Consider the following 22,280-nt stretch of genomic DNA (forward strand, 5'->3'; position numbering starts at 1 on the left):
CCACCCTGAGGAGACACACCATGTCCTGGACAAAACCGGCTTACACCGACCTGCGTATCGGCTTCGAAGTCACCATGTACTTCGCCAGCCGCTGAGTTCTGCTTACGTAGAATTGCAGTGCAACGCCTCGGCTCGCCGAGGCGTTTTATTTTCCGCGTTGAAATGATGGAGTGTTCATGTTCGTCCAGATTCTGGGTTCGGCCGCTGGCGGCGGTTTTCCGCAGTGGAACTGCAACTGCGTCAACTGTGCAGGTTTTCGCGACGGCAGCCTGAATGCCAAGGCCCGCACCCAATCGTCCATCGCGATTTCCGACGACGGCGTGAATTGGGTGCTGTGCAACGCCTCACCGGACATCCGCGCGCAGCTGCAAAGCTTCGCCCCGATGCAACCGGGCCGGGCCCTGCGCGACACCGGCATCAGCGCGATCATCCTGATGGACAGCCAGATCGACCACACCACCGGCCTGCTCAGCCTGCGCGAAGGCTGCCCGCATCAGGTCTGGTGCACGGACATGGTTCATGAAGATCTGAGCACCGGTTTTCCGCTGTTCAAGATGCTCACCCACTGGAACGGTGGGCTGGACTGGAACCGCATCGAACTTGACCAAAGTTTCACCGTGGCCGCGTGCCCGAGCCTGCGCTTCACTCCGCTGCCGTTGCGCAGCGCGGCGCCGCCGTATTCGCCACACCGCTTCGATCCGCATCCGGGCGATAACATCGGTTTGATCGTTGAAGACCTGAACACCGGCGGCAAGCTGTTCTACGCGCCGGGGCTGGGCAAGGTCGACGCACCGTTACTGGAGATCATGGCGGGCAGTGATTGCCTGTTGGTCGACGGCACGATGTGGGATGACGATGAAATGCAGCGCCGTGGCGTCGGCACGCGCACCGGTCGCGAGATGGGTCACCTGGCACAGAACGGGCCTGGCGGCATGCTCGAAGTGCTGGAACAACTGCCAGAGCAGCGCAAGGTGCTTATCCACATCAACAACACCAATCCGATTCTCGATGAGGATTCGCCGGAGCGTGCCGAGTTGGCGCGGCGTGATGTTGAAGTGGCGTATGACGGCATGAGTATTGTGCTGTAGCGGATGGCCCCATCGCTGGCAAGCCAGCTCCCACAAGGTTCTGTGGTGTACACAAAACCTGTGGGAGCTGGCTTGCCAGCGATGACGTCCTGACAGACACCACAGAATCCAACGGTTGTTCCCGGAGAACAGACATGACTGACACGCCAATGTCCCCCACCGAATTCGAAGCGGCCCTGCGCGCCAAAGGCGCCTACTACCACATCCACCACCCCTACCACGTGGCGATGTACCAAGGCCGAGCAACTCGCGAACAGATTCAGGGCTGGGTCGCCAACCGCTTCTACTATCAGGTGAACATCCCCCTGAAGGACGCGGCGATCCTCGCCAACTGCCCCGATCGGGAAATCCGCCGCGAATGGATTCAGCGCCTGCTCGACCACGACGGCGCTCCCGGTGAAGACGGCGGTATCGAAGCCTGGCTGCGCCTCGGTCAAGCGGTAGGTCTCGATCCGGATCAACTGCGCTCCCAAGAACTGGTATTGCCCGGCGTACGCTTTGCCGTCGACGCCTACGTCAACTTCGCCCGCCGCGCCAGTTGGCAGGAAGCCGCCAGCAGCTCGTTGACCGAACTGTTTGCACCGCAGATCCACCAGTCGCGCCTCGACAGCTGGCCGCAGCATTACCCGTGGATCGACCCGGCCGGTTACGAATACTTCCGCACCCGCCTCGGTCAGGCACGGCGTGATGTCGAGCACGGTCTGGCAATCACGCTTGAGCACTACAAGACGCGTGAAGGCCAGGAGCGCATGCTGGAAATTCTCCAGTTCAAACTGGACATTCTTTGGAGCATGCTCGATGCCATGAGCATGGCCTACGAACTGAACCGCCCGCCGTATCACAGCGTCACCGAACAACGCGTCTGGCATAAAGGAATCACCTTATGAGTTTCGACCGCAGCAAAGTCCCGACCTGGCGTCCCGGCTACCGCTTCCAGTACGAACCGGCGCAGAAAGGTCACGTGCTGCTCTACCCCGAAGGCATGATCAAACTCAACGACAGCGCCGCGCTGATCGGTGGGCTGATCGACGGTGAACGCGATGTCGCGGCGATCATCGCCAAACTCGACGAGCAGTTCCCCGGCGTGCCTGAGCTCGGTGATGACATCGAGCAATTCATGGAGGTTGCCCGTGCGCAGCACTGGATCGAACTTGCCTGATCTGCCGGCCAAGCCTGAAATCGGCCTGCCGCTGTGGCTGCTCGCCGAGCTGACCTACCGCTGCCCGCTGCAATGCCCGTACTGCTCCAATCCGCTGGATTTCGCCGAGCAGGGCAAAGAACTGACCACAGAACAATGGGTCAAGGTGTTCCGCGAGGCGCGGGAGATGGGCGCGGCGCAACTGGGTTTTTCCGGCGGCGAGCCGCTGGTGCGTCAGGATCTCGCCGAGCTGATTCATGAAGCGCGGCAGTTGGGTTTCTACACCAACCTGATCACCTCCGGCATCGGCCTGACCGAGCAGAAAATCAGCGACTTCAAGAAGGCCGGCCTCGATCATATCCAGATCAGTTTCCAAGCCAGCGACGAGCAAGTGAACAACCTGCTCGCCGGTTCGAAAAAGGCTTTCGCGCAGAAGCTGGAAATGGCCCGCGCAGTGAAGGCCCACGGCTATCCGATGGTGCTGAACTTCGTCACCCATCGGCACAACATCGACAAGATCGACCGCATCATCGAACTGTGCATAGCGCTCGAAGCCGACTTTGTCGAACTCGCCACCTGCCAGTTTTACGGTTGGGCGCAGCTCAATCGTGTCGGCCTGTTGCCGACCAAGGAACAACTGGTGCGCGCCGAACGCATCACCAACGAATACCGCGCCAAGCTGGAAGCCGAAGGGCATCCGTGCAAACTGATTTTCGTCACCCCGGATTACTACGAAGAACGCCCGAAAGCCTGCATGAACGGCTGGGGCAGTATCTTTCTGACGGTCACCCCGGACGGCACCGCGCTGCCCTGCCACGGCGCCCGACAGATGCCGGTGCAGTTTCCCAATGTGCGCGATCACAGCATGCAACACATCTGGTACGACTCGTTCGGCTTCAACCGCTTCCGTGGTTACGACTGGATGCCCGAGCCGTGCCGCTCTTGTGACGAGAAAGAAAAAGACTTCGGCGGCTGCCGCTGCCAGGCGTTCATGCTCACCGGCGATGCGAGCAATGCCGACCCGGTGTGCAGCAAGTCCGAACATCACGGTGTGATTCTCAAGGCCCGCGAAGAAGCCGAGACCGCCACCCAAACCATCGAACAACTGGCCTTCCGCAATGAACGAAACTCGCGCCTCATCGCCAAGGGCTGAACCTTTCAGCGCCTCGCAAGCCGTCGCTGCCGGCATGGACTTCGCCGAGTTGCAGCTCGGCGCCAACGGGTTGTTCTGGATTGAATATCGACCGGAGGATGCCGCGTGCCGGATCTGGCATTGGCGCGATGGCATGGCGAATTGTCTTACGCCAGACGGTTTCAGCGTGCGCAGTCGGGTGTACGAATATGGCGGTGGTGCGTTTTGTCTGACGCCGAACGGGGTGGTTTTCGTTGCTGAGGCGGATCAGCAGTTGTATCGGCAGAGGCTGGATGGTTCGCCAGAGGCGCTGACGTCGGGTGAGTGCCGTTATGGCGATGTGCAATTCGCCTTCGGCCAGGTTCTGGCGGTTGAAGAACAGCAAGATCAGCATCGGCTGGTAGCAATCGGTCTCGCTGACGGGACGCGGCATTTATTGGCTGAAGGCGCGGATTTTTATGCGGCGCCAATCCTCAGTGTGGATGGCCAGCGTTTGGCGTGGATCGAGTGGAGTCGGCCGCATCAGCCGTGGACGTCGACTCGGTTGATGGTGGCAGAGCGTTTGACTGACGGTGCATTTGGTTCGCCGCAATGTGTCGCTGGTGTCGAGCTTGAAGAGTCGATCCAACAACCTCGATTCGATGCCGACAATCGCCTTTGTTGCCTGACCGATCGTGGTGGATTCTGGCAGCCATGGGCTGAGACTTCCGACGGTTTGGCGCCATTACCCGCTGCGCAAGCCGATCACGCTCCGGCGCCTTGGCAATTGGGCGGCTGCACTTGGTTGCCTGTTGAAGATTCGGTTTTAGCCAGTTGGAGTGAAGGCGGTTTTGGCCGTCTGACATTAGGCGATGACGACTTCACCGGTGACTACAGTCGTTTCCGGCATTTGGCTTTGGATGCGCAATTTATCTACTGCATCGCCGCCTCGCCGATCAGTCCTTCGGCGGTCATCGCCATTGATCGAACCACGCGCGAAGTGAAGGTGTTGGCCGGTGGCGTAGCGCCCCTGCCTGCCGAACGCATCAGTCGCCCGCAAACCCTGCGTTACCCGAGTGGATCGGGTGAGGCTCACGGTTTTTTCTACCCTGCCATGAGCGGTGAGACGAAACCGCCGTTGGTAGTATTCATCCACGGTGGCCCGACGTCAGCCTGCTATCCGATGCTCGACCCGCGCATTCAATACTGGACGCAACGCGGCTTCGCCGTCGCCGATCTCAACTATCGCGGCAGCAGTGGATATGGCCGGGAATATCGACAAGCACTGCATCTGAGCTGGGGCGAGGTGGATGTCGAGGATGCTTGTGCGGCGGTGAGTTATCTCGCCGAACAGGGTTTGATCGACGGTGAACGCGCATTCATTCGAGGTGGCAGCGCAGGCGGCTACACCACGTTATGTGCGCTGGCGTTCAAACACGTCTTCCGCGCCGGAGCGAGTTTGTACGGCGTTAGCGACCCGGTTGCATTGGCTCGGGCAACGCACAAATTCGAGGGTGATTATCTGGACTGGCTGATCGGCGATCCCGAGCAAGACGCCGAACGCTACGCCGCCCGCACGCCGTTGTTGCACGCAAACAACATCCGCGTACCGGTGATCTTCTTTCAAGGTGAACTGGACGCCGTCGTTGTCCCGCAACAGACCCGCGACATGGCCTCGGCACTGGAGCAGAACGGCATCGCGGTCGAAGCCCACTACTACCCCGACGAACGCCACGGCTTCCGCCGCGCCGCCAATCAGGCGCATGCGCTGGAGCAGGAGTGGAAGTTCTATCGGCGGGTGATGGGATTTACAGACTGAAACCCTCTTCCTGTAGGAGCTGCGGCACGCTGCGATCTTTTGATCCTGATCCTCGAATTAAAATCAAAAGATCGCAGCGTGGCGCAGCACCTACAGGTTTATGCCGCTGACTCAGCGCTTGGCGATGATATACACCGCATGCACGATCCCCGGAATATACCCGCACAACGTCAGCAGAATGTTCAACCAGAACGCCCCGCCAAATCCGACCTGCAGAAACACGCCCAGTGGTGGCAACAGAATAGCGATGATGATGCGAATGAAATCCATGGGGCAGCTCCTGTGTGGGGGTTGGCTCATTTGAGCCATACAAGCTAATCGACCCGCGCCGTTCGTCAGGGTTCAGTGCTAATCACAGTGTCGGTATCAAACTGATAGCTCAGCTAAGAATTTGCAGTCCGTGCTTCTGCACGATGCTCAGTAACTTCAGCGCCATTCCGCTGGGGTGTTTGTCTCCCGACTCCCATTGTTTGACTGTCGACGCGCTAGTGTTCAAGTAGCGAGCGAATACCGGCTGGCTGACGTTATTGCGTTCGCGCAGAGCCTTGATCTGTTCCGCCGGGATCGCTTCAGGAACCGTTGCCAGACACGACTCATCAAACTCCCGCATTGTTGCCTTGCTGATTGCTCCGACAGCCAGTAGAGCGCTGGCTGATTCGTGTATCGATTCAAAAACTTCACTTTTGAATTTCTTACTCATGAAATATCTCCACAAACTCCTTCATTGCCAACAAATCCCGGATCTGCTCCTCGGTCAGTTGAGCATAGGTTTTGGCTAACTTTCGTAAATCCTTCAATTCGGATGTTGTGATGTTGCTCTGATCTTTCTTGGCGAACAGCACTTGATAGATCCAGTAACGCCCGCCCTTAGCCAAAACAATCGAACGATGACGGTTGGCGTTCAACCGCTTCTTCCAGACGCCACCACCAAGATCGTCAGCCTGACCTTCAAGCAGCTCGCAAAATGCTTCCCGGAGCTCCGCGTCGCTGATCCAAGCCTTGCCGGCTCGTATCGCAAAACCCTTGGTTTTGAACAGCCTGAATGACATCGGTATCCCTTCCAAAAAACATACCACCCAGTGGTATAGATTACAAAGCCATCCGTCTCGAAAATATCGATCGGTCTGCCCCCGCATTCCCTGCAGGGACTTTCTAAAAAACCATTCGCACAACGAACTCTCAAGCACTAAACGCCATCTGCAAAACCCGGCCACAAAAAAAACGCCCCACGCCAAAAGAATCAGGCGTGGGGCGTGCGTTATACCGCGAGACGGTTCTGGAAATCGGGTGGGAAACTTCAGCTCAGACGGCAATCCCTTTGCGGCATTGCAGTTGCGCGGTGCGCACTCGCGAGAAGGAGCGGCCTAGGCGCAGGAGCATTTCATCGATGTTGGTTTTGCTGACGGTGAGGGCCGGGGTGAAACGCAGGCAGTTGGCTTGCGGCGCATTGAGCAGCAGGCCTTCGTGCAGGGCGGCGTGGACCACGGCCTCTGCGGAATCGTCTGACAGGGTCAGTCCGAAGAAGAGGCCTTGACCGCGCAGTTCGCCGTGGTAATAGCGGTGTGCCAATCGGACCAGGCCTTCGCGCAGGTACTGGCCGTTGTCGTTGACCTGCTGGAGGAAACTGCGGTCGTGCACGCTGTCGAGCACTACCAGACCGGCCGCCGTCATCAATGCATTGCCGTGATGGGTGCCGCCCAGTTCGCCGGCCTCGAAACAGCACGCTTTGCCCCGCGCCAGCAGCGCCGCCAATGGCACACCGCCGCCAAGTCCTTTGCCGAGCACGACGATATCGGCGCGCACGCCGTAGGACTGTTCCGCGAGCAGAGTGCCGCAGCGGCCGATACCGGTTTGCACTTCGTCGAGGATCAAGAGAATGCCCAGTTCACGACAGAGTCGTTCGACACCCTTGAGGTAATGTTCAGTGGCCGGAATAACGCCGGCATCGCTCTGGATCGGCTCCAGCATGATCGCGACGGTTTGTGCATCGACCGCGGCGTGCAGGGCCGGCAAGTCGTTGAACGGCACCAGATCGAAACCCGGCAGCAGTGGCGCAAAACGGTTGTGCAGGTTGCAGCTGTCCGAGGCGGAAATCGTCGCCAGGCTGCGACCGTGACAACCCTGCTTCGCGACAATGATCCGCGAGGCGCCGCCGCGATGCAGCTGCCCCCATTTGCGCGCGAGTTTGATCGCCGCTTCACAGGCTTCGCTGCCGCTGTTGAGCAGGTAGGCCTGATCGCTGGAGGTAGCGGCGCACAGACGCTCGGCAAGGCTGAGCATGCCTCGATTGTGCAGATTGAAGCCGGGATTGATCAGCGCCTGCGCCTGACTGCTGATGGCTTTGACCAGCGCCGACGGGCTGTGGCCGAGGCTGTTGGCGCCGCCGGCCTGAGAAAAGTCGAGATACGCGCGGTCGTTACTGCCCCACAGCCACGACCCCTGACCACGGACAAACACCTGTTGCGGCCGTTCGACGCTAGGCATCAGGCGCTCGGCGCTGAGACTTTCGCTGATGTCTGAAGGGTTGGCCTCGAAAGCGAGGTCATCAAGACTCGGCGTCTGGCGCCGCAAACTGAACAGATTCATTGAAAAACACCTCGTTTGAAGTGTTTTGAACTGCCTATGCAAACACTGTCGAAGCGATCGCTATTCATCGAGCTTTCTGGCCCTGTAAGCCTTGTGAATGCGGTTAGACTAGGCGCACTGACGGCTTCGGGCCATTTCGATTTATCAGCATTTTCGATAAGCGTTACTTATGGATTTCAAGCAACTGCGTTATTTCGTCGCGGTCTACGAAGAAGGTCATGTCGGCCGGGCGGCTGAACGCCTGTCGATCTCGCAACCGGCGCTGTCGCAGCAGATCCGCCAGCTCGAACAGAACCTCGACGTCACCTTGTTCGAGCGCAGCAGCAAGCGCCTGCTGCCGACCCTCGCCGCGCACACGTTGTACAACCATGCGTTGCCGCTGCTCGATGGCTTGCAACGGGCGCGCGAGGCGCTGGGCAACTTCAAGGGCCAGGCCTTGCGCACGCTGGCGATCGGCGTGCTGCAAACGGTGCACACCAGTCTGGTCCCGCAAATGCTTGAGCGGGTGCGCAAGGCACAGCCACATCTGGTGGTGCAGATCTATGAATTGACCGGACTTGAGATCGAACGGCGGCTGCTCAACGGTTCTTTGGACATCGGCATCAGTTACCTGCCGCCGCGCCAACCGGGCCTGCACGGTGTGATGCTTTACGAAGATGAGCTGACGCTGGTCATCCCGGCGGATCATCCATTGCGTGAATTCAAGAAAGTCTCGATGCGTCAGGCTGCCGAATTGCCGATGTTGCTGCTGGGCGAAGAGTTCCAGATCCGCCAGATATGGCAGGCGCAACTGACCGCCCTCGGGCGCCGTCCGCAGGTACAAGCCGAGTTGAACAATATGGTGGGTATTCTCGACAGCCTTCCACACACCAAACTGGCGACAGTGCTGCCGGGGCGTTCGCAGAAGGAATACGACGATCAGGATCTGTTGTGGAAACCGCTCAGCGAACCGCGCGTGCCGCTGAAGGTTGGCCTGGTGTGTCGCGATGTGCAGCGCCAGCAGGCCTCTTTGGCGCTGTTGCGGACGTTGCTGGAAGAAGTGATGGAGCGAGAAGTAAAGCCGCCGCTCGACCCTTTGGTCTGAGCACTTTTCTTCAGGCAAAAGAAAACCCCGCCGAAGCGGGGCTTTGCAGACTGTTTCCCTGACATCCATTTCACTCCGCCACCCTGGCAGAATCCTACGTGTCCGTGTTGTTGCTTTGCGCTTCCTGCGCGACGTCCATGAAATGTAGATTAGCTGTGGATCCAATCTTCGCCTATGGGAGAACAGCAGCACGTCATGTAAGAGAATGCTTACATGACGTCATCGCATCAGAATTGCGCTGCATCCAGCTGGAACAGCGACTCGCTACCGGCCTTTACTGACGCACTCAACGAGTGAATCCGCGGGAGCAAGCGGGCGAAATAGAAGCGCGCAGTGCCCAGTTTGCTGGCATAGAAATCGTCTTGCGCTTCTTTGCCCAGCGAAGCTTTGGCCATCAATGCCCACATGTAGGCATACGCCGTGTATCCGAATGCTTGCAAATATTCGACCGAAGCCGCGCCAATTTCGTTCGGGTTGTTTTTTGCCCGATCCAGCAACCACGAGGTCAGCTCGTCGAGCGTGTCGACGGCATCGTTCAGCGGTTTGGTGAATTCGCCCAGATCGGCACTGGCTGTCGCGGTGAAATGGCGGATCTCGTCGGCGAACAGCTTGTAGAACGCGCCGCCGCTGCCGACGATCTTGCGCCCGACCAGGTCCAGCGCCTGAATGCCGTTGGTGCCTTCGTAGATCTGAGTGATACGCACGTCGCGCACCAGTTGCTCCTGGCCCCATTCGCGGATGTAGCCGTGGCCGCCGAAAATCTGCTGGCCGTGCACGGTGGTTTCCAGACCCAGGTCGGTGAGGAATGCCTTGGCTACCGGCGTCAGCAACGCGACCAGATCTTCTGCACGCTTGCGGGTGGTGGCGTCTTCGCTGAACTTGGCGGTGTCGAGTTGCATCGCCACGTAGGTGGAGAACGCACGGCCGCCTTCGTTCGAGGCTTTCATGGTCAGCAGCATGCGCCGCACATCCGGGTGGACGATGATCGGGTCAGCGACTTTGTCTTTGTTCTGCGCGCCGGTCGGCGAACGGCTTTGCAGACGGTCGCGGGCGTATTCAACGGCGTTCTGATACGAACGCTCGCCGGTGGCCAGGCCTTGGATGCCGACGCCGAGGCGCTCGTAGTTCATCATGGTGAACATCGCGGCCAGGCCTTTGTTCGGCTCGCCAACCAGATAACCCACGGCTTCGTCGAAGTTCATCACGCAGGTCGCGGACGCCTGAATGCCCATCTTGTGTTCGATCGAACCGCAGTTCGCCGGATTGCGTGCGCCCAGACTGCCGTCGGCATTGACCATGAACTTCGGCACCAGGAACAGCGAAATGCCTTTCGGACCCGCCGGGGCGTCCGGCAGTTTCGCCAACACCAGATGAATGATGTTTTCGGTGAGATCGTGTTCGCCACCGGTAATGAAGATTTTGGTGCCGCTGACTTTGTAGGAACCGTCGGCCTGAGGCTCGGCTTTTGTCCGAATAATCCCCAGGTCGGTGCCGGCGTGCGGCTCGGTCAGGCACATGGAGCCGGCCCAGACGCCGGCATACATGTTCGGCAGGTACGCGGCTTTCAGCTCTTCGCTGGCATGGGCGTTGATCGACAGGCAGGCGCCAGCGGTCAGCATCGGGTACAGACCGAACGACAGGCTGGCGGAGTTGACCATTTCTTCAACCTGCGCCGATACGGCTTTGGGCATGCCCATGCCGCCGTATTGCGGATCGCCACCGACGCCAACCCAGCCGCCCTCGGCGTAAGTCTGATAAGCCTGTGGAAAACCGGCTGGAGTGGTGACGGCGCCGTCAGCCCAGTGACAGCCTTCTTCGTCAGCGGCACGGCTCAGCGGCGCGATGCTTTTGCTGGTGACCTTGCCGGCCTCTTCGAGAATGGCTTCAACGGTTTCGGCGTCGACGGTCTCGGCCAGAGCCGGCAGTTCGGCCCAGAGTTTGGCGACCTCGAACACTTCATTGAGGACGAAGCGCATATCGCGCAGCGGCGCTTTGTAGTCAGCCATGGCAAACCTCGCAAGATCTAAACAGGTGATTCGTGGAATGATATTTTCTGAGCCCGAGTGTACCTCAACAACTTTTGCGACACATAGGGTCAACCGGTGACTGATTTGTTATTTTTAGTCACCACAAAAAATCGCAGCCTCGACAACGCCCGATTCCCTGTAGGAACTGCCGAAGGCTGCGATCTTTTTATCTTCTCTAAAGTGCAAACAACTCCGCAGACAGTTTCATCAGGCAATCACTCCCCGCCTCGATCGCCGCCCGATGCGCCGCCGTACGCGGCAACAAACGCTTGAAGTAGAACTCGCACGTCGCCAATTTCCCGCGCAGGTAATCCGCCTCACCCTCGCCCGCCTCCAGCTGCGCCTGCGCCACCAACGCCATGCGCAACCACAGATAACCGAGAATTATGTAACCGCTGTACATCAGGTAATCCACCGACGCCGCGCCCACTTCATCCGGGTTCTTCATGGCCGCCATGCCGACCTTCATGGTCAGGTCGCCCCACTGCTGGTTCAGCTCATTGAGCTGCGCAGCGAAACTGCCCAGCTGCGGGTGCTCAGCGTTGGCCGCGCAGAACTTATGGACGATTTTGGTGAAACCGCGCAGCAACTTACCCTGACTGCCCAACACCTTGCGCCCGAGCAGGTCCAGCGCCTGAATACCGTTGGTGCCCTCGTAGATTGGCGCGATCCGACAGTCGCGAACCAACTGTTCCATGCCCCATTCACGAATGAAGCCGTGGCCACCGAATACCTGCATGCCGTGGTTGGTCACTTCCAGGCCAGTGTCGGTCATGAACGCTTTGCAGATCGGCGTGAGGAACGCCAACAAATCCTCGGCCTCCTGCCGTGCTTCGGCATCAGTGCTCAGATGCGCGACATCGAGCAACTGCGCGGTGAAGTAGGTCAGCGCCCGATTGCCTTCGTTAAAGGCTTTCATGGTCAACAACATGCGCCGCACGTCCGGGTGGACGATGATCGGGTCGGCGGCTTTGTCCGGGGCTTTGGCGCCCGTCAGTGAACGCATCTGCAAGCGGTCGTTGGCGTATTTGATGGCGCCCTGGAAACTCGCTTCACCCAAACACAAACCCTGCATCCCGGTGCCGAGCCGTGCGTGGTTCATCATGGTGAACATGCAGTTCAGGCCCTTGTTCGGCTCGCCGATCAGGTAACCCTTGGCGCCGTCGAAGTTGAGCACGCAAGTGGCCGAGGCCTTGATGCCCATCTTGTGTTCGATCGAACCGCAGGACACGCCGTTGCGCTCGCCTGCCTCACCCGCCGCATCCGGCAAGAATTTCGGCACGATAAACAGCGAAATCCCTTTGGTCCCGGCCGACGCATCCGGCAACTTGGCCAACACCAGATGGATGATGTTATCGCTCATGTCGTGCTCGCCGGCGGAGATGAAAATCTTGCTGCCGGTGACCGCATAACTGCCGTCAGCCTGAGGCACGGCGCGGGTCTTGATGATGCCCAGGTCGGTGCCGCAGTGGGCTTCGGTCAGGCACATGGTGCCGGTCCACTGGCCGGCGGTGAGTTTGCTCAGGTAGGTGTCTTTTTGCTCAGCGCTGCCGTGAGCGTGGATCGCCGACATCGCGCCGTGGGTCAAACCCGGGTACATGCCCCAAGAGGTATTGCTGGAGCCGACCATTTCGCTGATCACCAGCCCCAGCGAACTCGGCAAGCCCTGCCCGCCATAAGCCGGATCCGCCGCCAGACCGTGCCAGCCGCCCTCGACATATTGTGCGAAGGCTTGCTTGAAGCCTGTAGGCGTTGTCACCACACCGTTGTCGAAATGGCAGCCCTCTTCGTCACCGCTGCGATTGAGCGGCGCCAGAACGTTCTCGCAGAACTTCGCGCCTTCTTCAAGGATCGCGTTGATCATGTCCGGGCTGGCGTCGTGGGCGCCGAGGGCGGCGTAGTTGCTGTGAAAGTCGAAGACGTGGTCGATCAGAAAGCGCATGTCGCGCAGGGGAGCTTTGTACTCAGGCATGGTGGCTTCTCCGTCAGCAGTTTTCTCCAACCTACTGCCGGCCCCCACACCCCACAATCACTGTGCAGACGCTGAATGCGCCGTCATCACTCAACCTGCGGCAGCGTCCATGCGCACCGCGCCACGGCGGTTTTGTCCGTAGGCCATCACGCAATTACGCCCCGCGCCTTTAGCGGCGTAGAGTGCCTCGTCGGCAGACTTGAGCACTTGTTCCGGGTTGCGTTGCTCCACTCGTTCAGCGACGCCGATGCTCACCGTCACCGACACACTGGAGGCACCCGAGCCGGCGCGGCGCTGACGACCTTGCTGATCATCCTGCGGGCGGTTTTCCTGATTTCGCAGCTGAATGTTGTAGGACGCAATCGACTCGCGGATCACCTCAAGGTGCGGCATACACTCCTCAAGGGTTTTGCCTGCAAACACCAAGGCGAATTCCTCACCGCCATAGCGATACGCCCTACCGCCACCGCTGATTTTCGACAGTTTGCTGGCGACTAATCGCAGTACCTGGTCACCGACATCGTGGCCGTGGGTGTCGTTGAATTTTTTGAAGTGATCGACGTCACTCATCGCCAATACGTAGTTGCGACCAAGGCGTTGCATGCGTTCGTTGAGCGCGCGACGGCCCGGCAGACCGGTGAGTTCGTCGCGGAAGGCCATTTGATAAGCCTCGTGCGCAACCGCTGCGGCGATCATCAACATCACTTGGCTGCACATGATGTTCAGGGTGAACGGCAGGATGAAGGTTTTCGGCAGCATCCAGAACACGCCGAGCAGGCCAACCAATTGCGCCGCATGCAGCGGACGCGGATTGCGCCAGTATTGCCAGGCCAGTAGCAGGAACGCCGAAATAAACACCGGATAGGACAGCTGAATCAGACTCATCCACGCGCCGTGCAGCGCCGGCCAACGGATCTCCGACAGCCAGATCAGCAGCGCCTGGGGATAACTTTGTTCAAGTCCCAGCGCCACGCTGCCGAAGGCCAGCAAAACGGCGAAGCGCGCGACCATGTCCTGAAACAGATGCGTGCGCTCCTGCCACGCCGCAAACAGCCCAAACAACAACGGCAGCAATAAACAGACGAGATGGAAGACCACCGCAGCGTCTTCGCGGACCTTGCCGTTGTCGCGGTAATAGTCGGTCTGGGTGTCGAGCAAAAAGTAGGCGATGTACACCGTGAGCATCAGAAACAGTTCGCGCTGACGCCGGTAAACCGCGCAATAAGCGCCGCCCAGCAACAGCACCAAAGTCGGCAACACGTTGAACAGCGACGTGAAGAACACGCTGAGGTCTTTGACGTACGCAGCCGCCAACCCCGCAAGTAACAACAGCAGTGAAGGTAGGAAATGGCTGAAACGTACAGCGGAAGAACGCGGCAAGGGTAAAGCTCCGACCCGTCATATCAAAGAGATGGCATTGTGCCTGCAAAGTGCGGCCAAGCCCACACAATGTGACCCAGATCACACACTGTCTCTTTAACGGCCGGAAGCCCGACTATCTGAGCGATTCACTAACAAAAAAACCGCCGCCCCCTAACAGGAGCAGCGGTTTTCAAAAGACCGCGCTAAGACTTAGTAGCCCAGTGCGAAGTCTTCTTCTTTCATGTCCATCAGGTTGTTGGCGCCCGACAGCATGGTGGCCACGTGGGTACGGGTACGCGGCAGAATGCGCTGGAAGTAGAAGCGCGCGGTTTGCAGCTTGGCGGTGTAGAACGCCGCGTCGCCGGTGCCTTCGGCCAGCTTTTCAGCAGCCAGACGCGCCATGTCGGCCCAGAAGTAAGCCAGGCAGGCATAACCGGAGTACATCAGGTAGTCCACGGAAGCCGCACCGACTTCTTCGCGATCTTTCATGGCGGCCATACCGACCTTCATGGTCAGCTCGCCCCATTCCTTGTTGATCGCGGCCAGCGGTGCGACGAATTCTGCAACGGCTTCGTTGCCTTCGTTGTTCTGGCAGAACTTGTGGACGATCTTGGTGAAGCCTTTCAGGGCTTCGCCTTGAGTCATCAGCACTTTACGGCCCAGCAGGTCGAGTGCCTGGATACCGGTGGTGCCTTCGTACAGCATCGAAATGCGGCTGTCGCGAACGTTCTGCTCCATGCCCCACTCGGCGATGAAGCCGTGGCCGCCGTAGATCTGTACGCCGTGGTTAGCGGATTCGAAACCGACTTCGGTCATGAACGCTTTGGCGATCGGAGTCATGAAGGCCAGCAGTGCGTCAGCTTTCTTTTTCTCTTCTTCATCGACGCCGTATTTGACGATGTCGACCTGTTTGGCGGTGAAGTACACCATCGCACGGTTGCCTTCGGCGAACGCCTTCATGGTCAACAGCATGCGGCGTACATCCGGGTGCACGATGATCGGGTCAGCAGCTTTGTCCGGCGCTTTCGGGCCAGTCAGGGAGCGCATTTGCAGACGATCGCGAGCGTATTTCAAACCGCCCTGGAAACCGATTTCGGCGTGGGCCAGACCTTGCAGCGCGGTACCCAGTCGTGCGGTGTTCATAAAGGTGAACATGCAGTTCAGGCCTTTGTTCGCCGGGCCGATCAGGTAACCGGTGGCGCCGTCGAAGTTCATCACGCAGGTAGCGTTGCCGTGGATGCCCATCTTGTGTTCCAGCGAACCGCAGCTCACTGCGTTGCGTGCACCGACGGTGCCATCAGCATTCGGCATGAATTTCGGAACGATGAACAACGAGATGCCTTTGGTGCCAGCCGGTGCGTCCGGCAGGCGGGCCAGTACGATATGGACGATGTTGTCGGCCATATCGTGTTCACCGGCCGAGATGAAGATCTTGGTGCCGGAAACTTTGTAGGAGCCGTCGGCCTGAGGTTCGGCCTTGGTGCGCAGCATGCCCAGGTCGGTGCCGCAGTGCGGTTCGGTCAGGCACATGGTGCCGGTCCATTCGCCGGAAACCAGTTTGGTCAGATAGGCTTCTTGCTGCTCTGGAGTGCCGTGCTCGGAGATGGTGTTCATCGCGCCGTGCGACAGGCCTGGGTACATGCCCCACGACCAGTTGGCTTCGCCAACCATTTCGCTCACGGCCAGACCCAGCGACTCCGGCAGGCCTTGGCCGCCGTGCTCAACGTCGTGGGCCAGGCTTGGCCAGCCGCCTTCGACGAATTGCTTGTAAGCCTCTTTGAAGCCGGTCGGGGTTTTCACGCCGGACTCGCTCCAGGTGCAACCTTCGAGGTCGCCCACGCGGTTCAGCGGTGCCAGTACCTGCTCACAAAACTTGGCGCCTTCTTCGAGAATGGCGTCAACCATGTCCGGAGTTGCGTCTGCGCAAGCCGGAAGGCTCTGATAGTGCGCTTCGTAGCCGAGCAGTTCGTCACGAACGAAGCGAATATCACGCAAGGGGGCCTTGTAGTCAGGCATAGCGATAAACCTCTGCTGATGTAACCGGGAATGAACGACCGTGTTGATTTGTTGTGACGGTCAAACAGTTGTTTGAAACATACGTTTACGCCGAAATCTTGTCAAGCATCGATCTTTTGCCGTTCGTCATCAGAATTTTCAAACGCAGGGCACAGCAAACCGCCATGAGCTCGCACGAGTCACGGGTGCTGAAAAAAGATTAGTTGAGGGAGAAGGACTTACCATGAAAAACGCCGCGACAGGTCGCGGCGTTCAGCGTGCAGAAGACAGAAAAATCAGGCGAAGGTGTCGATGATCGTACCGAGCACTTCGTCGGAGGCTTTGGCGACCTTCACACCCAGCTCCGCCTGGATCTTGCCCTGAGACATCTCGACCATATTGCTGGCCAGATCCGATTGCTGGGCACGATCGACACCGCGTAGACGGTCAACCTGCACTTCGGAAGACTGGCTGGTCACCGAGCGTTCAATCGTATTATTGGCAATCTGGCTGGCCGCCTGATCGACGCGGTTCTGCCCGCTCTGAATCGAGCTCAGACCTGCATAAAAAGCTGTGTTACCGGAGATTTCCATAACGGTTCTCATCCTTGGGAAGGATCAATGGCGCCATTGAAGCAGAGGCGTCAGAAAAACACCCGTCAAAAACACTAATGGCACAGTGCCTGCCCATAGAGAAAAGCTTAGTCGAGCAGATCCAGTTGCAAATGATCGGCCACCGCCTCTGCACTCAAGGCCTTGAGTTTCGGCACGCGCCCCAGGCACGGCGCCGGAATCCGCTCGGCCAACGTCGCGAGGTTTTCTTCCAGCCGCGAAGTCTTCGCATCGATGATATTCGCCACCCACCCGGCCAACTGCAGCCCATCACGAGCAATCGCTTCCGCCGTCAGCAAGGCATGACTGATACAACCCAGCCGCACGCCTACCACCAGGATCACCGGCAGTTTCAAGGCAATCGCCAGATCCGACAAATTATCCTGATCCGCCAGCGGCACTCGCCAGCCGCCCGCGCCTTCGATCAAGGTGAAATCGGCATTCATTGCCAGAATCTCACGCATCGGCGCCAGCAACGATTGCACGGTCAACGCTACACCGGCCTCGCGCGCTGCCAGATGCGGAGCAATCGCCGGCTCGAACGCTACCGGATTGACCTGTTGATAAGTCAGCGGCAGCGAACATTCGGCCAACAGCGCCAACGCATCGGAATTGCGCAGCCCCTTGGGCGTCACTTCGCACCCGGACGCCACCGGTTTGCCCGCCGCCGTACTCAAGCCCGCCGAACGAGCTGCATGCAGCAACCCGGCGGCAACGGTGGTCTTGCCGACATCGGTATCCGTTCCGGTGATGAAATAGGCTGCGCTCATACGGGTTTCTCCAACACGGCGTAGACCACCTGATAAGTCGCCGGCAACCCCGACGTCTCACGGAACTGCTCGTAAGCTTCGACCAAACCGAGAATCCGCGCCCGCCCGGTCAAACCGCCCGGCCGCCCCGGGTTCAGATTGTGCGCGCCCAAGGCTTTCAATTCATGGGTCAGGCTGCGCACATCCGGGTAATGCAGCACGTGTGGTTGATTCTCCAGACTCAGCGTGCGCAAACCACTGGCCGCACACAATTGCTGATAACGGGCGAACTCGCGGAAGCGGTTGACGTGCACCAGCCCGTCGACTTGCCGCCAGCTGTCGCGCAACTCAAACAACGTCCCTACACAAAGACTAGCAAACGCAAAAATCCCACCCGGTTTCAGCACGCGAAAAGCTTCGCTGAGCACTGCATCGAAATCCGCACACCACTGCACCGCGAGGCTTGAGAAAATCAGGTCGCAGGTCGACTCCTGCAGCGGCAGCCGCTCCGCGTCGCCAGCAATGAAATGCTCGGCACCGCCCAGTGGCCGCGCATGCTCAAGCATGCCTTCGGCGATATCCAGCGCCAGACCATGGCCTTCAACAAAACGCGAGGCCAGCGCCCGGGTGAAATACCCCGTGCCGCAGCCCAGATCCAGCCAGCGCGCTGGTACGAAATCCACCGGCAAGCGCTGCAGCAATTGTGTACCGACATCACGTTGCAACTCGGCGACGCTGTCGTAACTGGCCGCCGCGCGAGAAAAAGAGGCTGCGACCTGACGCTTGTCAGGCAAGCCGCCAGGCAGCACAAGAGACAAATCAGTCATCACCGCACTCGTGTAGAAAAGCCTGGATAGCGCCCGCCAGTCCGTGGGGGTCTTCCAGAAGAAACGCATGACAGGCCTGTTCGATCAGACCTATTTCGATATCCGGCAACAGGGCGAACAACGCCCCCGCCGCTTCCGCCGGGACCAGGGCATCCTGTCCCGCGAACAGATGAAATTGCGGACCGCGAAATGCTTGCAGGGCTTCGCGTGTGTCCATCTGCGCGAGCAATTCCAGTCCCGCCATCAATGCAGTCGGCGCAGTGTGCGGTGCGCCGCCCAACATCAATCGCGACAGGCCGCGCGGATCCTGCGTCCCCTGAGCACAGAGCAGCGAAAAACGTTTGAGGGTCATCCGCGGATCGGCCTGGCAACCGGCGAGAAACGCATCGAACGTTTCGCCCGGCATCGCGTTCGGCCATTGTTCATGGGCAACAAAAGAAGGATTACTCGCTAGCGTCAGCAACCCGCAGCAACGCTCGCCGCGGCGCGCCGCCAGTTCGGACGCAAGCATGCCGCCCAGCGACCAGCCACCGAGCCAGACGTCTTGAGGAATGTTTTCATCGAGTTCCTCGAGCCAGTCTTGCAGATCGCTGGAATCCAGCTCCGGCAGCGGCTCGATGTCGACTTTCAGATGTTCATCGAGCCCCTGCAACGCCGCAGCCAGAGGCTCCATCGGCGACACACCGAGGCCCCAGCCGGGCAGCAGAATCAGGCGATCACGCATGGCTTGGCTCCGACGACAATTGGGCAAAGCAATCGGCCAGTCCCTCTAACAATAGCTGCACCTGCGCCTCGCTGTGGGCAGCGGTCAGGGTCACGCGCAAGCGAGCGCTGCCGGCGGGCACGGTCGGTGGGCGGATCGCCGTGACCATCAGGCCGCGCTCGCGCAACATCTGCGACAGCCGCACGGCGCGCCCGGCATCGCCAATCATGATCGGCTGAATCGGCGTGAAGCTGTCCATCAACTCCAGGCCAATCTGCTCGGCGCCATGGCGGAACCGACGGATCAGCGTTTGTAGATGTTCTCGACGCCAATGCTCAGTGCGCAGTAGCTCCAGACTTTTCAGCGTTGCGCAGGCCAGCGCCGGTGGCTGACTGGTGGTGTAGATATACGGACGGGCGAACTGGATCAGGCTTTCGATCAGCTCTTCGCTGCCCGCGACGAACGCGCCAGCGGTGCCGAACGCTTTACCGAGGGTGCCGACCAGCACCGGCACGTCCTCCTGACTCAAACCGAAATGCTCGACAATCCCGCCGCCATTTGCACCCAGCGGCCCGAAACCGTGAGCGTCATCGACCATCAGCCACGCGCCTTTGGCCTTGGCTTCGCGGGCCAATGCCGGCAGATCAGCGAGGTCGCCGTCCATGCTGAACACGCCATCGGTGACGACCAACGTATTGCCGGTGGCTTTCTCCAGACGTTTGGCCAGGCTCACCGCGTCGTTGTGCAGATAGCGATTGAAACGCGCGCCGGACAACAGACCCGCATCCAGTAACGAGGCGTGATTGAGCCGATCCTCCAGCACCGTATCGCCCTGCCCGACCAGCGCCGTGACGGCGCCGAGATTGGCCATGTAGCCGGTGGTGAACAACAGCGCACGCGGACGCCCGGTGAGATCGGCCAACGCTTCTTCCAGTGCGTGATGCGGGCCGCTGTGGCCGATCACCAGATGCGAGGCGCCACCACCGACACCCCAACGTTCAGCGCCGGCGCGCCAGGCTTCGATCACTTGCGGGTGATTGGCCAGACCGAGGTAATCGTTATTGCAGAACGCGAGTAGCGGTTTGCCGTCGACCACCACTTGCGGCCCCTGCGGGGACTCGAGCAGCGGTCGCTGGCGATAGAGGTTTTCGGCACGACGGGCAGCAAGGCGTGCGGCGAGATCGAAAGACATGCAGGCCTCACATCTGAAAAATGACTGTGTAGGAGCTGCCGAAGGCTGCGATCTTTTGATGTTGTTTTTTAAAAGACAAGATCAAAAGATCGCAGCCTTCGGCAGCACCTACATGGAATCCGTATGGCGATCAGACGGCGGCGTTGTAGAACTGCTCGCTGCTCTTCTGCTCCACCAGCGCCTGCTCGATCGCGGCCTGATGCACCTCGTCGGAATGCTCCTCGCGGGCTTCCGGCTGAATACCCAGACGCGCAAACAGTTGCATGTCCTTGTCTGCCTGCGGGTTGGCGGTGGTCAGCAACTTGTCGCCGTAGAAAATCGAGTTGGCCCCAGCAAAGAATGCGAGGGCCTGCATCTGCTCGTTCATCGCTTCGCGGCCGGCGGACAAGCGCACGTGGGATTGCGGCATGAGGATGCGCGCCACGGCGAGCATGCGGATGAAGTCGAACGGGTCGACGTCTTCGGCGTTTTCCAGTGGCGTACCGGCGACTTTCACCAGCATGTTGATCGGCACCGATTCCGGATGCTCCGGCAGGTTGGCCAACTGGATCAGCAGATTGGCGCGGTCATCCAGCGATTCACCCATACCGAGAATGCCGCCGGAGCAGATCTTCATTCCCGACTCACGCACGTAAGCCAGGGTCTGCAGACGCTCGCTGTAAGTACGGGTGGTGATGATGCTGCCGTAGAACTCGGGCGACGTGTCGAGGTTGTGGTTGTAGTAATCGAGACCGGCCTTGGCCAGTGCTTCGGTCTGGTCCTGGTCGAGACGGCCAAGAGTCATGCAGGTTTCCAGGCCCATGGCCTTTACCCCTTCAACCATTTTCAGCACGTAGGGCATGTCTTTGGCCGACGGATGCTTCCACGCCGCGCCCATGCAAAAACGTGTCGAGCCGATTGCCTTGGCGCGTGCTGCCTCTTCGAGGACCTTCTGCACTTCCATCAGCTTTTCTTTTTCCAGGCCGGTGTTGTAGTGACCGGACTGCGGGCAGTACTTGCAGTCTTCCGGACAGGCACCGGTCTTGATCGACAGCAGGGTCGAAACCTGAACGCGGTTGGCGTTGAAATGTGCGCGGTGCACCGTTTGCGCCTGGAACAGCAAGTCGTTGAATGGCTGTACGAAGAGTGCTTTGACTTCGGCCAGAGACCAGTCGTGACGCAGGGTGGCAGTGGTGCTCGCGCTCATGGGTAGTTCCTTGGTTATGCTTGGCTGGCGGCTGCGGGAACGGAATACCCACAGGCGCGACACGGATGTTCGGCATATTTAAGGAAGAGTCATGCGCTGTCAACCACGATACGAAGGACAGGTTTACATCTGTTTAAATAATGTACAAACCTGCCTGCTTTGCGATGAGCCGGCAGAAGCAGAAATGCCAATTTGCGTGGCTTGCGAAACTGATCTGCCCTGGCTCGGCGACCACTGCCAGACCTGCGCCTTGCCACTCCTCGCCGCGGGCCTGACCTGCGGCGAGTGCCTGCTAGAGCCGCCGGCGTTCGAACTGGTGGTGGTGCCGTGGCAGTATGGCTTCCCCGTCGACAGTTTGATTACGCGCTTTAAACACAACGCAAAATGGCCGTTTGGCCACCTGCTCGCCGACGTTCTCGGGCAATACCTGCAACATCGCTTCGATGAGGGTTTGCCACGGCCTGATGCGTTGTTGCCGGTACCGCTGGCGAATAAACGCCTGCGTCAACGCGGGTTCAACCAGGCAGCTATGTTGGCGCGGTGGTTGAGTGAGTCGCTGGATCTGCCGTGTGAAGAAACGGTTCTGCGCCGAGTCAAGGACACCGATGCCCAGCAGTCGCTCGACGCCAAATCGCGTAAACGTAATCTGCGCAATGCCTTCGACCTCATGCCGGATGCGCAGGTAAAAAACCGACATCTCGCGCTGGTTGATGACGTATTGACCACCGGCGCTACCGCACAGGCTCTCGCCCGGTTGCTGATGAACGCTGGCGCCGCGCGGGTCGATGTCTATTGCCTGGCGCGCACGCCAAAGCCTGGAGGCTGAAGTC

Annotated in this window: 22 protein-coding genes; 8 read left to right on the plus strand and 14 right to left on the minus strand. The window is 59.4% G+C overall.

From position 1 onward, the window contains the following. The first annotated feature begins 20 nt into the window (after positions 1–20). The 6 genes from pqqA to ACM6IN_RS05635 all read left to right on the plus strand — a co-directional run bounded on the left by pqqA (position 21) and on the right by ACM6IN_RS05635 (position 5,156). Complete coding sequence (pqqA, locus tag ACM6IN_RS05610) at positions 21–95, plus strand: pyrroloquinoline quinone precursor peptide PqqA (RefSeq protein ID WP_003422658.1); 75 nt, start codon at positions 21–23, stop codon at positions 93–95. A gap of 81 nt (positions 96–176) precedes the next feature. Further along, complete coding sequence (pqqB, locus tag ACM6IN_RS05615; RefSeq protein ID WP_095112716.1) at positions 177–1,088, plus strand: pyrroloquinoline quinone biosynthesis protein PqqB; 912 nt, start codon at positions 177–179, stop codon at positions 1,086–1,088. A 134-nt stretch (positions 1,089–1,222) separates the two neighbouring features. Next, on the plus strand, positions 1,223–1,975 hold the full coding sequence (pqqC, locus tag ACM6IN_RS05620) for a pyrroloquinoline-quinone synthase PqqC (RefSeq protein WP_007949605.1): 753 nt from the start codon (positions 1,223–1,225) through the stop codon (positions 1,973–1,975). Further along, entirely contained in the window at positions 1,972–2,247 is a 276-nt protein-coding gene (gene pqqD, locus ACM6IN_RS05625; protein ID WP_007910068.1) for a pyrroloquinoline quinone biosynthesis peptide chaperone PqqD, read from the plus strand. Before pqqC ends, pqqD begins: the two co-directional genes overlap by 4 nt. Further along, positions 2,219–3,379, plus strand: a complete 1,161-nt coding sequence (pqqE, locus tag ACM6IN_RS05630) for a pyrroloquinoline quinone biosynthesis protein PqqE (protein ID WP_123375972.1) — start codon at positions 2,219–2,221, stop codon at positions 3,377–3,379. Before pqqD ends, pqqE begins: the two co-directional genes overlap by 29 nt. After that, positions 3,345–5,156 carry a prolyl oligopeptidase family serine peptidase gene (locus ACM6IN_RS05635; protein WP_414915562.1) on the plus strand — a complete coding sequence of 604 codons (1,812 nt, stop codon included), beginning with the start codon at positions 3,345–3,347 and terminating at the stop codon, positions 5,154–5,156. Before pqqE ends, ACM6IN_RS05635 begins: the two co-directional genes overlap by 35 nt. A gap of 111 nt (positions 5,157–5,267) precedes the next feature. Here the strand turns inward: ACM6IN_RS05635 and ACM6IN_RS05640 are convergent, their stop codons facing one another. The 4 genes from ACM6IN_RS05640 to ACM6IN_RS05655 form a co-directional block, all read right to left on the minus strand. Continuing rightward, a complete protein-coding gene (locus ACM6IN_RS05640; RefSeq protein WP_003228885.1) occupies positions 5,268–5,426 on the minus strand; it encodes a YqaE/Pmp3 family membrane protein in 159 nt (52 codons plus the stop codon). A gap of 109 nt (positions 5,427–5,535) precedes the next feature. Beyond that, a complete protein-coding gene (locus tag ACM6IN_RS05645; RefSeq protein WP_007910062.1) occupies positions 5,536–5,856 on the minus strand; it encodes a helix-turn-helix domain-containing protein in 321 nt (106 codons plus the stop codon). After that, entirely contained in the window at positions 5,849–6,205 is a 357-nt protein-coding gene (locus tag ACM6IN_RS05650; RefSeq protein WP_414915563.1) for a type II toxin-antitoxin system RelE/ParE family toxin, read from the minus strand. The genes ACM6IN_RS05645 and ACM6IN_RS05650 overlap by 8 nt, the downstream gene beginning before the upstream one ends. Before the next feature lie 253 nt (positions 6,206–6,458). Further along, positions 6,459–7,742 carry an aspartate aminotransferase family protein gene (locus tag ACM6IN_RS05655; protein ID WP_095112719.1) on the minus strand — a complete coding sequence of 428 codons (1,284 nt, stop codon included), beginning with the start codon at positions 7,740–7,742 and terminating at the stop codon, positions 6,459–6,461. Positions 7,743–7,911: 169 nt separating this feature from the next. Between ACM6IN_RS05655 and ACM6IN_RS05660 the strand changes: the two genes are divergently transcribed. Continuing rightward, positions 7,912–8,826, plus strand: a complete 915-nt coding sequence (locus ACM6IN_RS05660; RefSeq protein ID WP_007910057.1) for a LysR family transcriptional regulator — start codon at positions 7,912–7,914, stop codon at positions 8,824–8,826. A gap of 227 nt (positions 8,827–9,053) precedes the next feature. On the opposite strand, the gene ACM6IN_RS05665 is transcribed toward ACM6IN_RS05660, so the two are convergent. The 10 genes from ACM6IN_RS05665 to bioB form a co-directional block, all read right to left on the minus strand. Beyond that, positions 9,054–10,832 (minus strand): acyl-CoA dehydrogenase C-terminal domain-containing protein, encoded by a 1,779-nt coding sequence (locus ACM6IN_RS05665; protein ID WP_414915564.1) that lies wholly within the window; start codon positions 10,830–10,832, stop codon positions 9,054–9,056. A 196-nt stretch (positions 10,833–11,028) separates the two neighbouring features. Continuing rightward, on the minus strand, positions 11,029–12,825 hold the full coding sequence (locus ACM6IN_RS05670) for an acyl-CoA dehydrogenase C-terminal domain-containing protein (protein WP_414915565.1): 1,797 nt from the start codon (positions 12,823–12,825) through the stop codon (positions 11,029–11,031). 90 nt (positions 12,826–12,915) lie between these two features. Beyond that, complete coding sequence (locus tag ACM6IN_RS05675) at positions 12,916–14,205, minus strand: GGDEF domain-containing protein (protein ID WP_007910051.1); 1,290 nt, start codon at positions 14,203–14,205, stop codon at positions 12,916–12,918. A 192-nt stretch (positions 14,206–14,397) separates the two neighbouring features. After that, positions 14,398–16,203 carry a phenylacyl-CoA dehydrogenase gene (locus ACM6IN_RS05680; protein ID WP_095112722.1) on the minus strand — a complete coding sequence of 602 codons (1,806 nt, stop codon included), beginning with the start codon at positions 16,201–16,203 and terminating at the stop codon, positions 14,398–14,400. Positions 16,204–16,478: 275 nt separating this feature from the next. After that, the gene (locus tag ACM6IN_RS05685) at positions 16,479–16,775 is read right to left on the minus strand and encodes a hypothetical protein (RefSeq protein ID WP_007910046.1); all 297 of its coding nucleotides are present in this window, start codon (positions 16,773–16,775) and stop codon (positions 16,479–16,481) included. 107 nt (positions 16,776–16,882) lie between these two features. Continuing rightward, positions 16,883–17,563 (minus strand): dethiobiotin synthase, encoded by a 681-nt coding sequence (bioD, locus tag ACM6IN_RS05690; RefSeq protein WP_007910044.1) that lies wholly within the window; start codon positions 17,561–17,563, stop codon positions 16,883–16,885. Further along, a complete protein-coding gene (gene bioC / locus ACM6IN_RS05695) occupies positions 17,560–18,369 on the minus strand; it encodes a malonyl-ACP O-methyltransferase BioC (RefSeq protein ID WP_414915566.1) in 810 nt (269 codons plus the stop codon). The genes bioD and bioC overlap by 4 nt, the downstream gene beginning before the upstream one ends. Further along, positions 18,362–19,093 (minus strand): alpha/beta fold hydrolase, encoded by a 732-nt coding sequence (locus tag ACM6IN_RS05700; protein ID WP_007910035.1) that lies wholly within the window; start codon positions 19,091–19,093, stop codon positions 18,362–18,364. The genes bioC and ACM6IN_RS05700 overlap by 8 nt, the downstream gene beginning before the upstream one ends. Then, positions 19,086–20,264 (minus strand): 8-amino-7-oxononanoate synthase, encoded by a 1,179-nt coding sequence (bioF, locus tag ACM6IN_RS05705; protein WP_414915567.1) that lies wholly within the window; start codon positions 20,262–20,264, stop codon positions 19,086–19,088. The genes ACM6IN_RS05700 and bioF overlap by 8 nt, the downstream gene beginning before the upstream one ends. 130 nt (positions 20,265–20,394) lie before the next feature. Continuing rightward, complete coding sequence (gene bioB, locus ACM6IN_RS05710) at positions 20,395–21,450, minus strand: biotin synthase BioB (protein ID WP_007910031.1); 1,056 nt, start codon at positions 21,448–21,450, stop codon at positions 20,395–20,397. 91 nt (positions 21,451–21,541) lie between these two features. Between bioB and ACM6IN_RS05715 the strand changes: the two genes are divergently transcribed. Then, positions 21,542–22,276: a ComF family protein gene (locus ACM6IN_RS05715; protein ID WP_414915568.1), complete on the plus strand. Its 735-nt coding sequence runs from the start codon at positions 21,542–21,544 to the stop codon at positions 22,274–22,276. The last annotated feature ends 4 nt before the right edge of the window (positions 22,277–22,280 follow it).

Source organism: Pseudomonas sp. IT-P395 (assembly GCF_949767675.1).
In the GTDB taxonomy this organism is placed as follows: domain Bacteria; phylum Pseudomonadota; class Gammaproteobacteria; order Pseudomonadales; family Pseudomonadaceae; genus Aquipseudomonas.

What these genes read in the sequence shown, in the direction of transcription:
- ACM6IN_RS05655 (WP_095112719.1), bottom strand. Translation starts at nt 7,742, where the DNA reads ATGAATCTGTTCAGTTTGCGGCGCCAGACGCCGAGTCTTGATGACCTC.
- ACM6IN_RS05650 (WP_414915563.1), bottom strand. Translation starts at nt 6,205, where the DNA reads ATGTCATTCAGGCTGTTCAAAACCAAGGGTTTTGCGATACGAGCCGGC.
- ACM6IN_RS05645 (WP_007910062.1), bottom strand. Translation starts at nt 5,856, where the DNA reads ATGAGTAAGAAATTCAAAAGTGAAGTTTTTGAATCGATACACGAATCA.
- ACM6IN_RS05715 (WP_414915568.1), top strand. Translation starts at nt 21,542, where the DNA reads ATGCGCTGTCAACCACGATACGAAGGACAGGTTTACATCTGTTTAAAT.
- ACM6IN_RS05670 (WP_414915565.1), bottom strand. Translation starts at nt 12,825, where the DNA reads ATGCCTGAGTACAAAGCTCCCCTGCGCGACATGCGCTTTCTGATCGAC.
- ACM6IN_RS05640 (WP_003228885.1), bottom strand. Translation starts at nt 5,426, where the DNA reads ATGGATTTCATTCGCATCATCATCGCTATTCTGTTGCCACCACTGGGC.
- pqqC (WP_007949605.1), top strand. Translation starts at nt 1,223, where the DNA reads ATGACTGACACGCCAATGTCCCCCACCGAATTCGAAGCGGCCCTGCGC.
- ACM6IN_RS05685 (WP_007910046.1), bottom strand. Translation starts at nt 16,775, where the DNA reads ATGGAAATCTCCGGTAACACAGCTTTTTATGCAGGTCTGAGCTCGATT.
- bioB (WP_007910031.1), bottom strand. Translation starts at nt 21,450, where the DNA reads ATGAGCGCGAGCACCACTGCCACCCTGCGTCACGACTGGTCTCTGGCC.
- bioC (WP_414915566.1), bottom strand. Translation starts at nt 18,369, where the DNA reads ATGACTGATTTGTCTCTTGTGCTGCCTGGCGGCTTGCCTGACAAGCGT.
- ACM6IN_RS05665 (WP_414915564.1), bottom strand. Translation starts at nt 10,832, where the DNA reads ATGGCTGACTACAAAGCGCCGCTGCGCGATATGCGCTTCGTCCTCAAT.
- pqqB (WP_095112716.1), top strand. Translation starts at nt 177, where the DNA reads ATGTTCGTCCAGATTCTGGGTTCGGCCGCTGGCGGCGGTTTTCCGCAG.
- ACM6IN_RS05635 (WP_414915562.1), top strand. Translation starts at nt 3,345, where the DNA reads ATGAACGAAACTCGCGCCTCATCGCCAAGGGCTGAACCTTTCAGCGCC.
- ACM6IN_RS05660 (WP_007910057.1), top strand. Translation starts at nt 7,912, where the DNA reads ATGGATTTCAAGCAACTGCGTTATTTCGTCGCGGTCTACGAAGAAGGT.
- pqqD (WP_007910068.1), top strand. Translation starts at nt 1,972, where the DNA reads ATGAGTTTCGACCGCAGCAAAGTCCCGACCTGGCGTCCCGGCTACCGC.
- bioD (WP_007910044.1), bottom strand. Translation starts at nt 17,563, where the DNA reads ATGAGCGCAGCCTATTTCATCACCGGAACGGATACCGATGTCGGCAAG.
- ACM6IN_RS05680 (WP_095112722.1), bottom strand. Translation starts at nt 16,203, where the DNA reads ATGCCTGACTACAAGGCCCCCTTGCGTGATATTCGCTTCGTTCGTGAC.
- bioF (WP_414915567.1), bottom strand. Translation starts at nt 20,264, where the DNA reads ATGTCTTTCGATCTCGCCGCACGCCTTGCTGCCCGTCGTGCCGAAAAC.
- ACM6IN_RS05700 (WP_007910035.1), bottom strand. Translation starts at nt 19,093, where the DNA reads ATGCGTGATCGCCTGATTCTGCTGCCCGGCTGGGGCCTCGGTGTGTCG.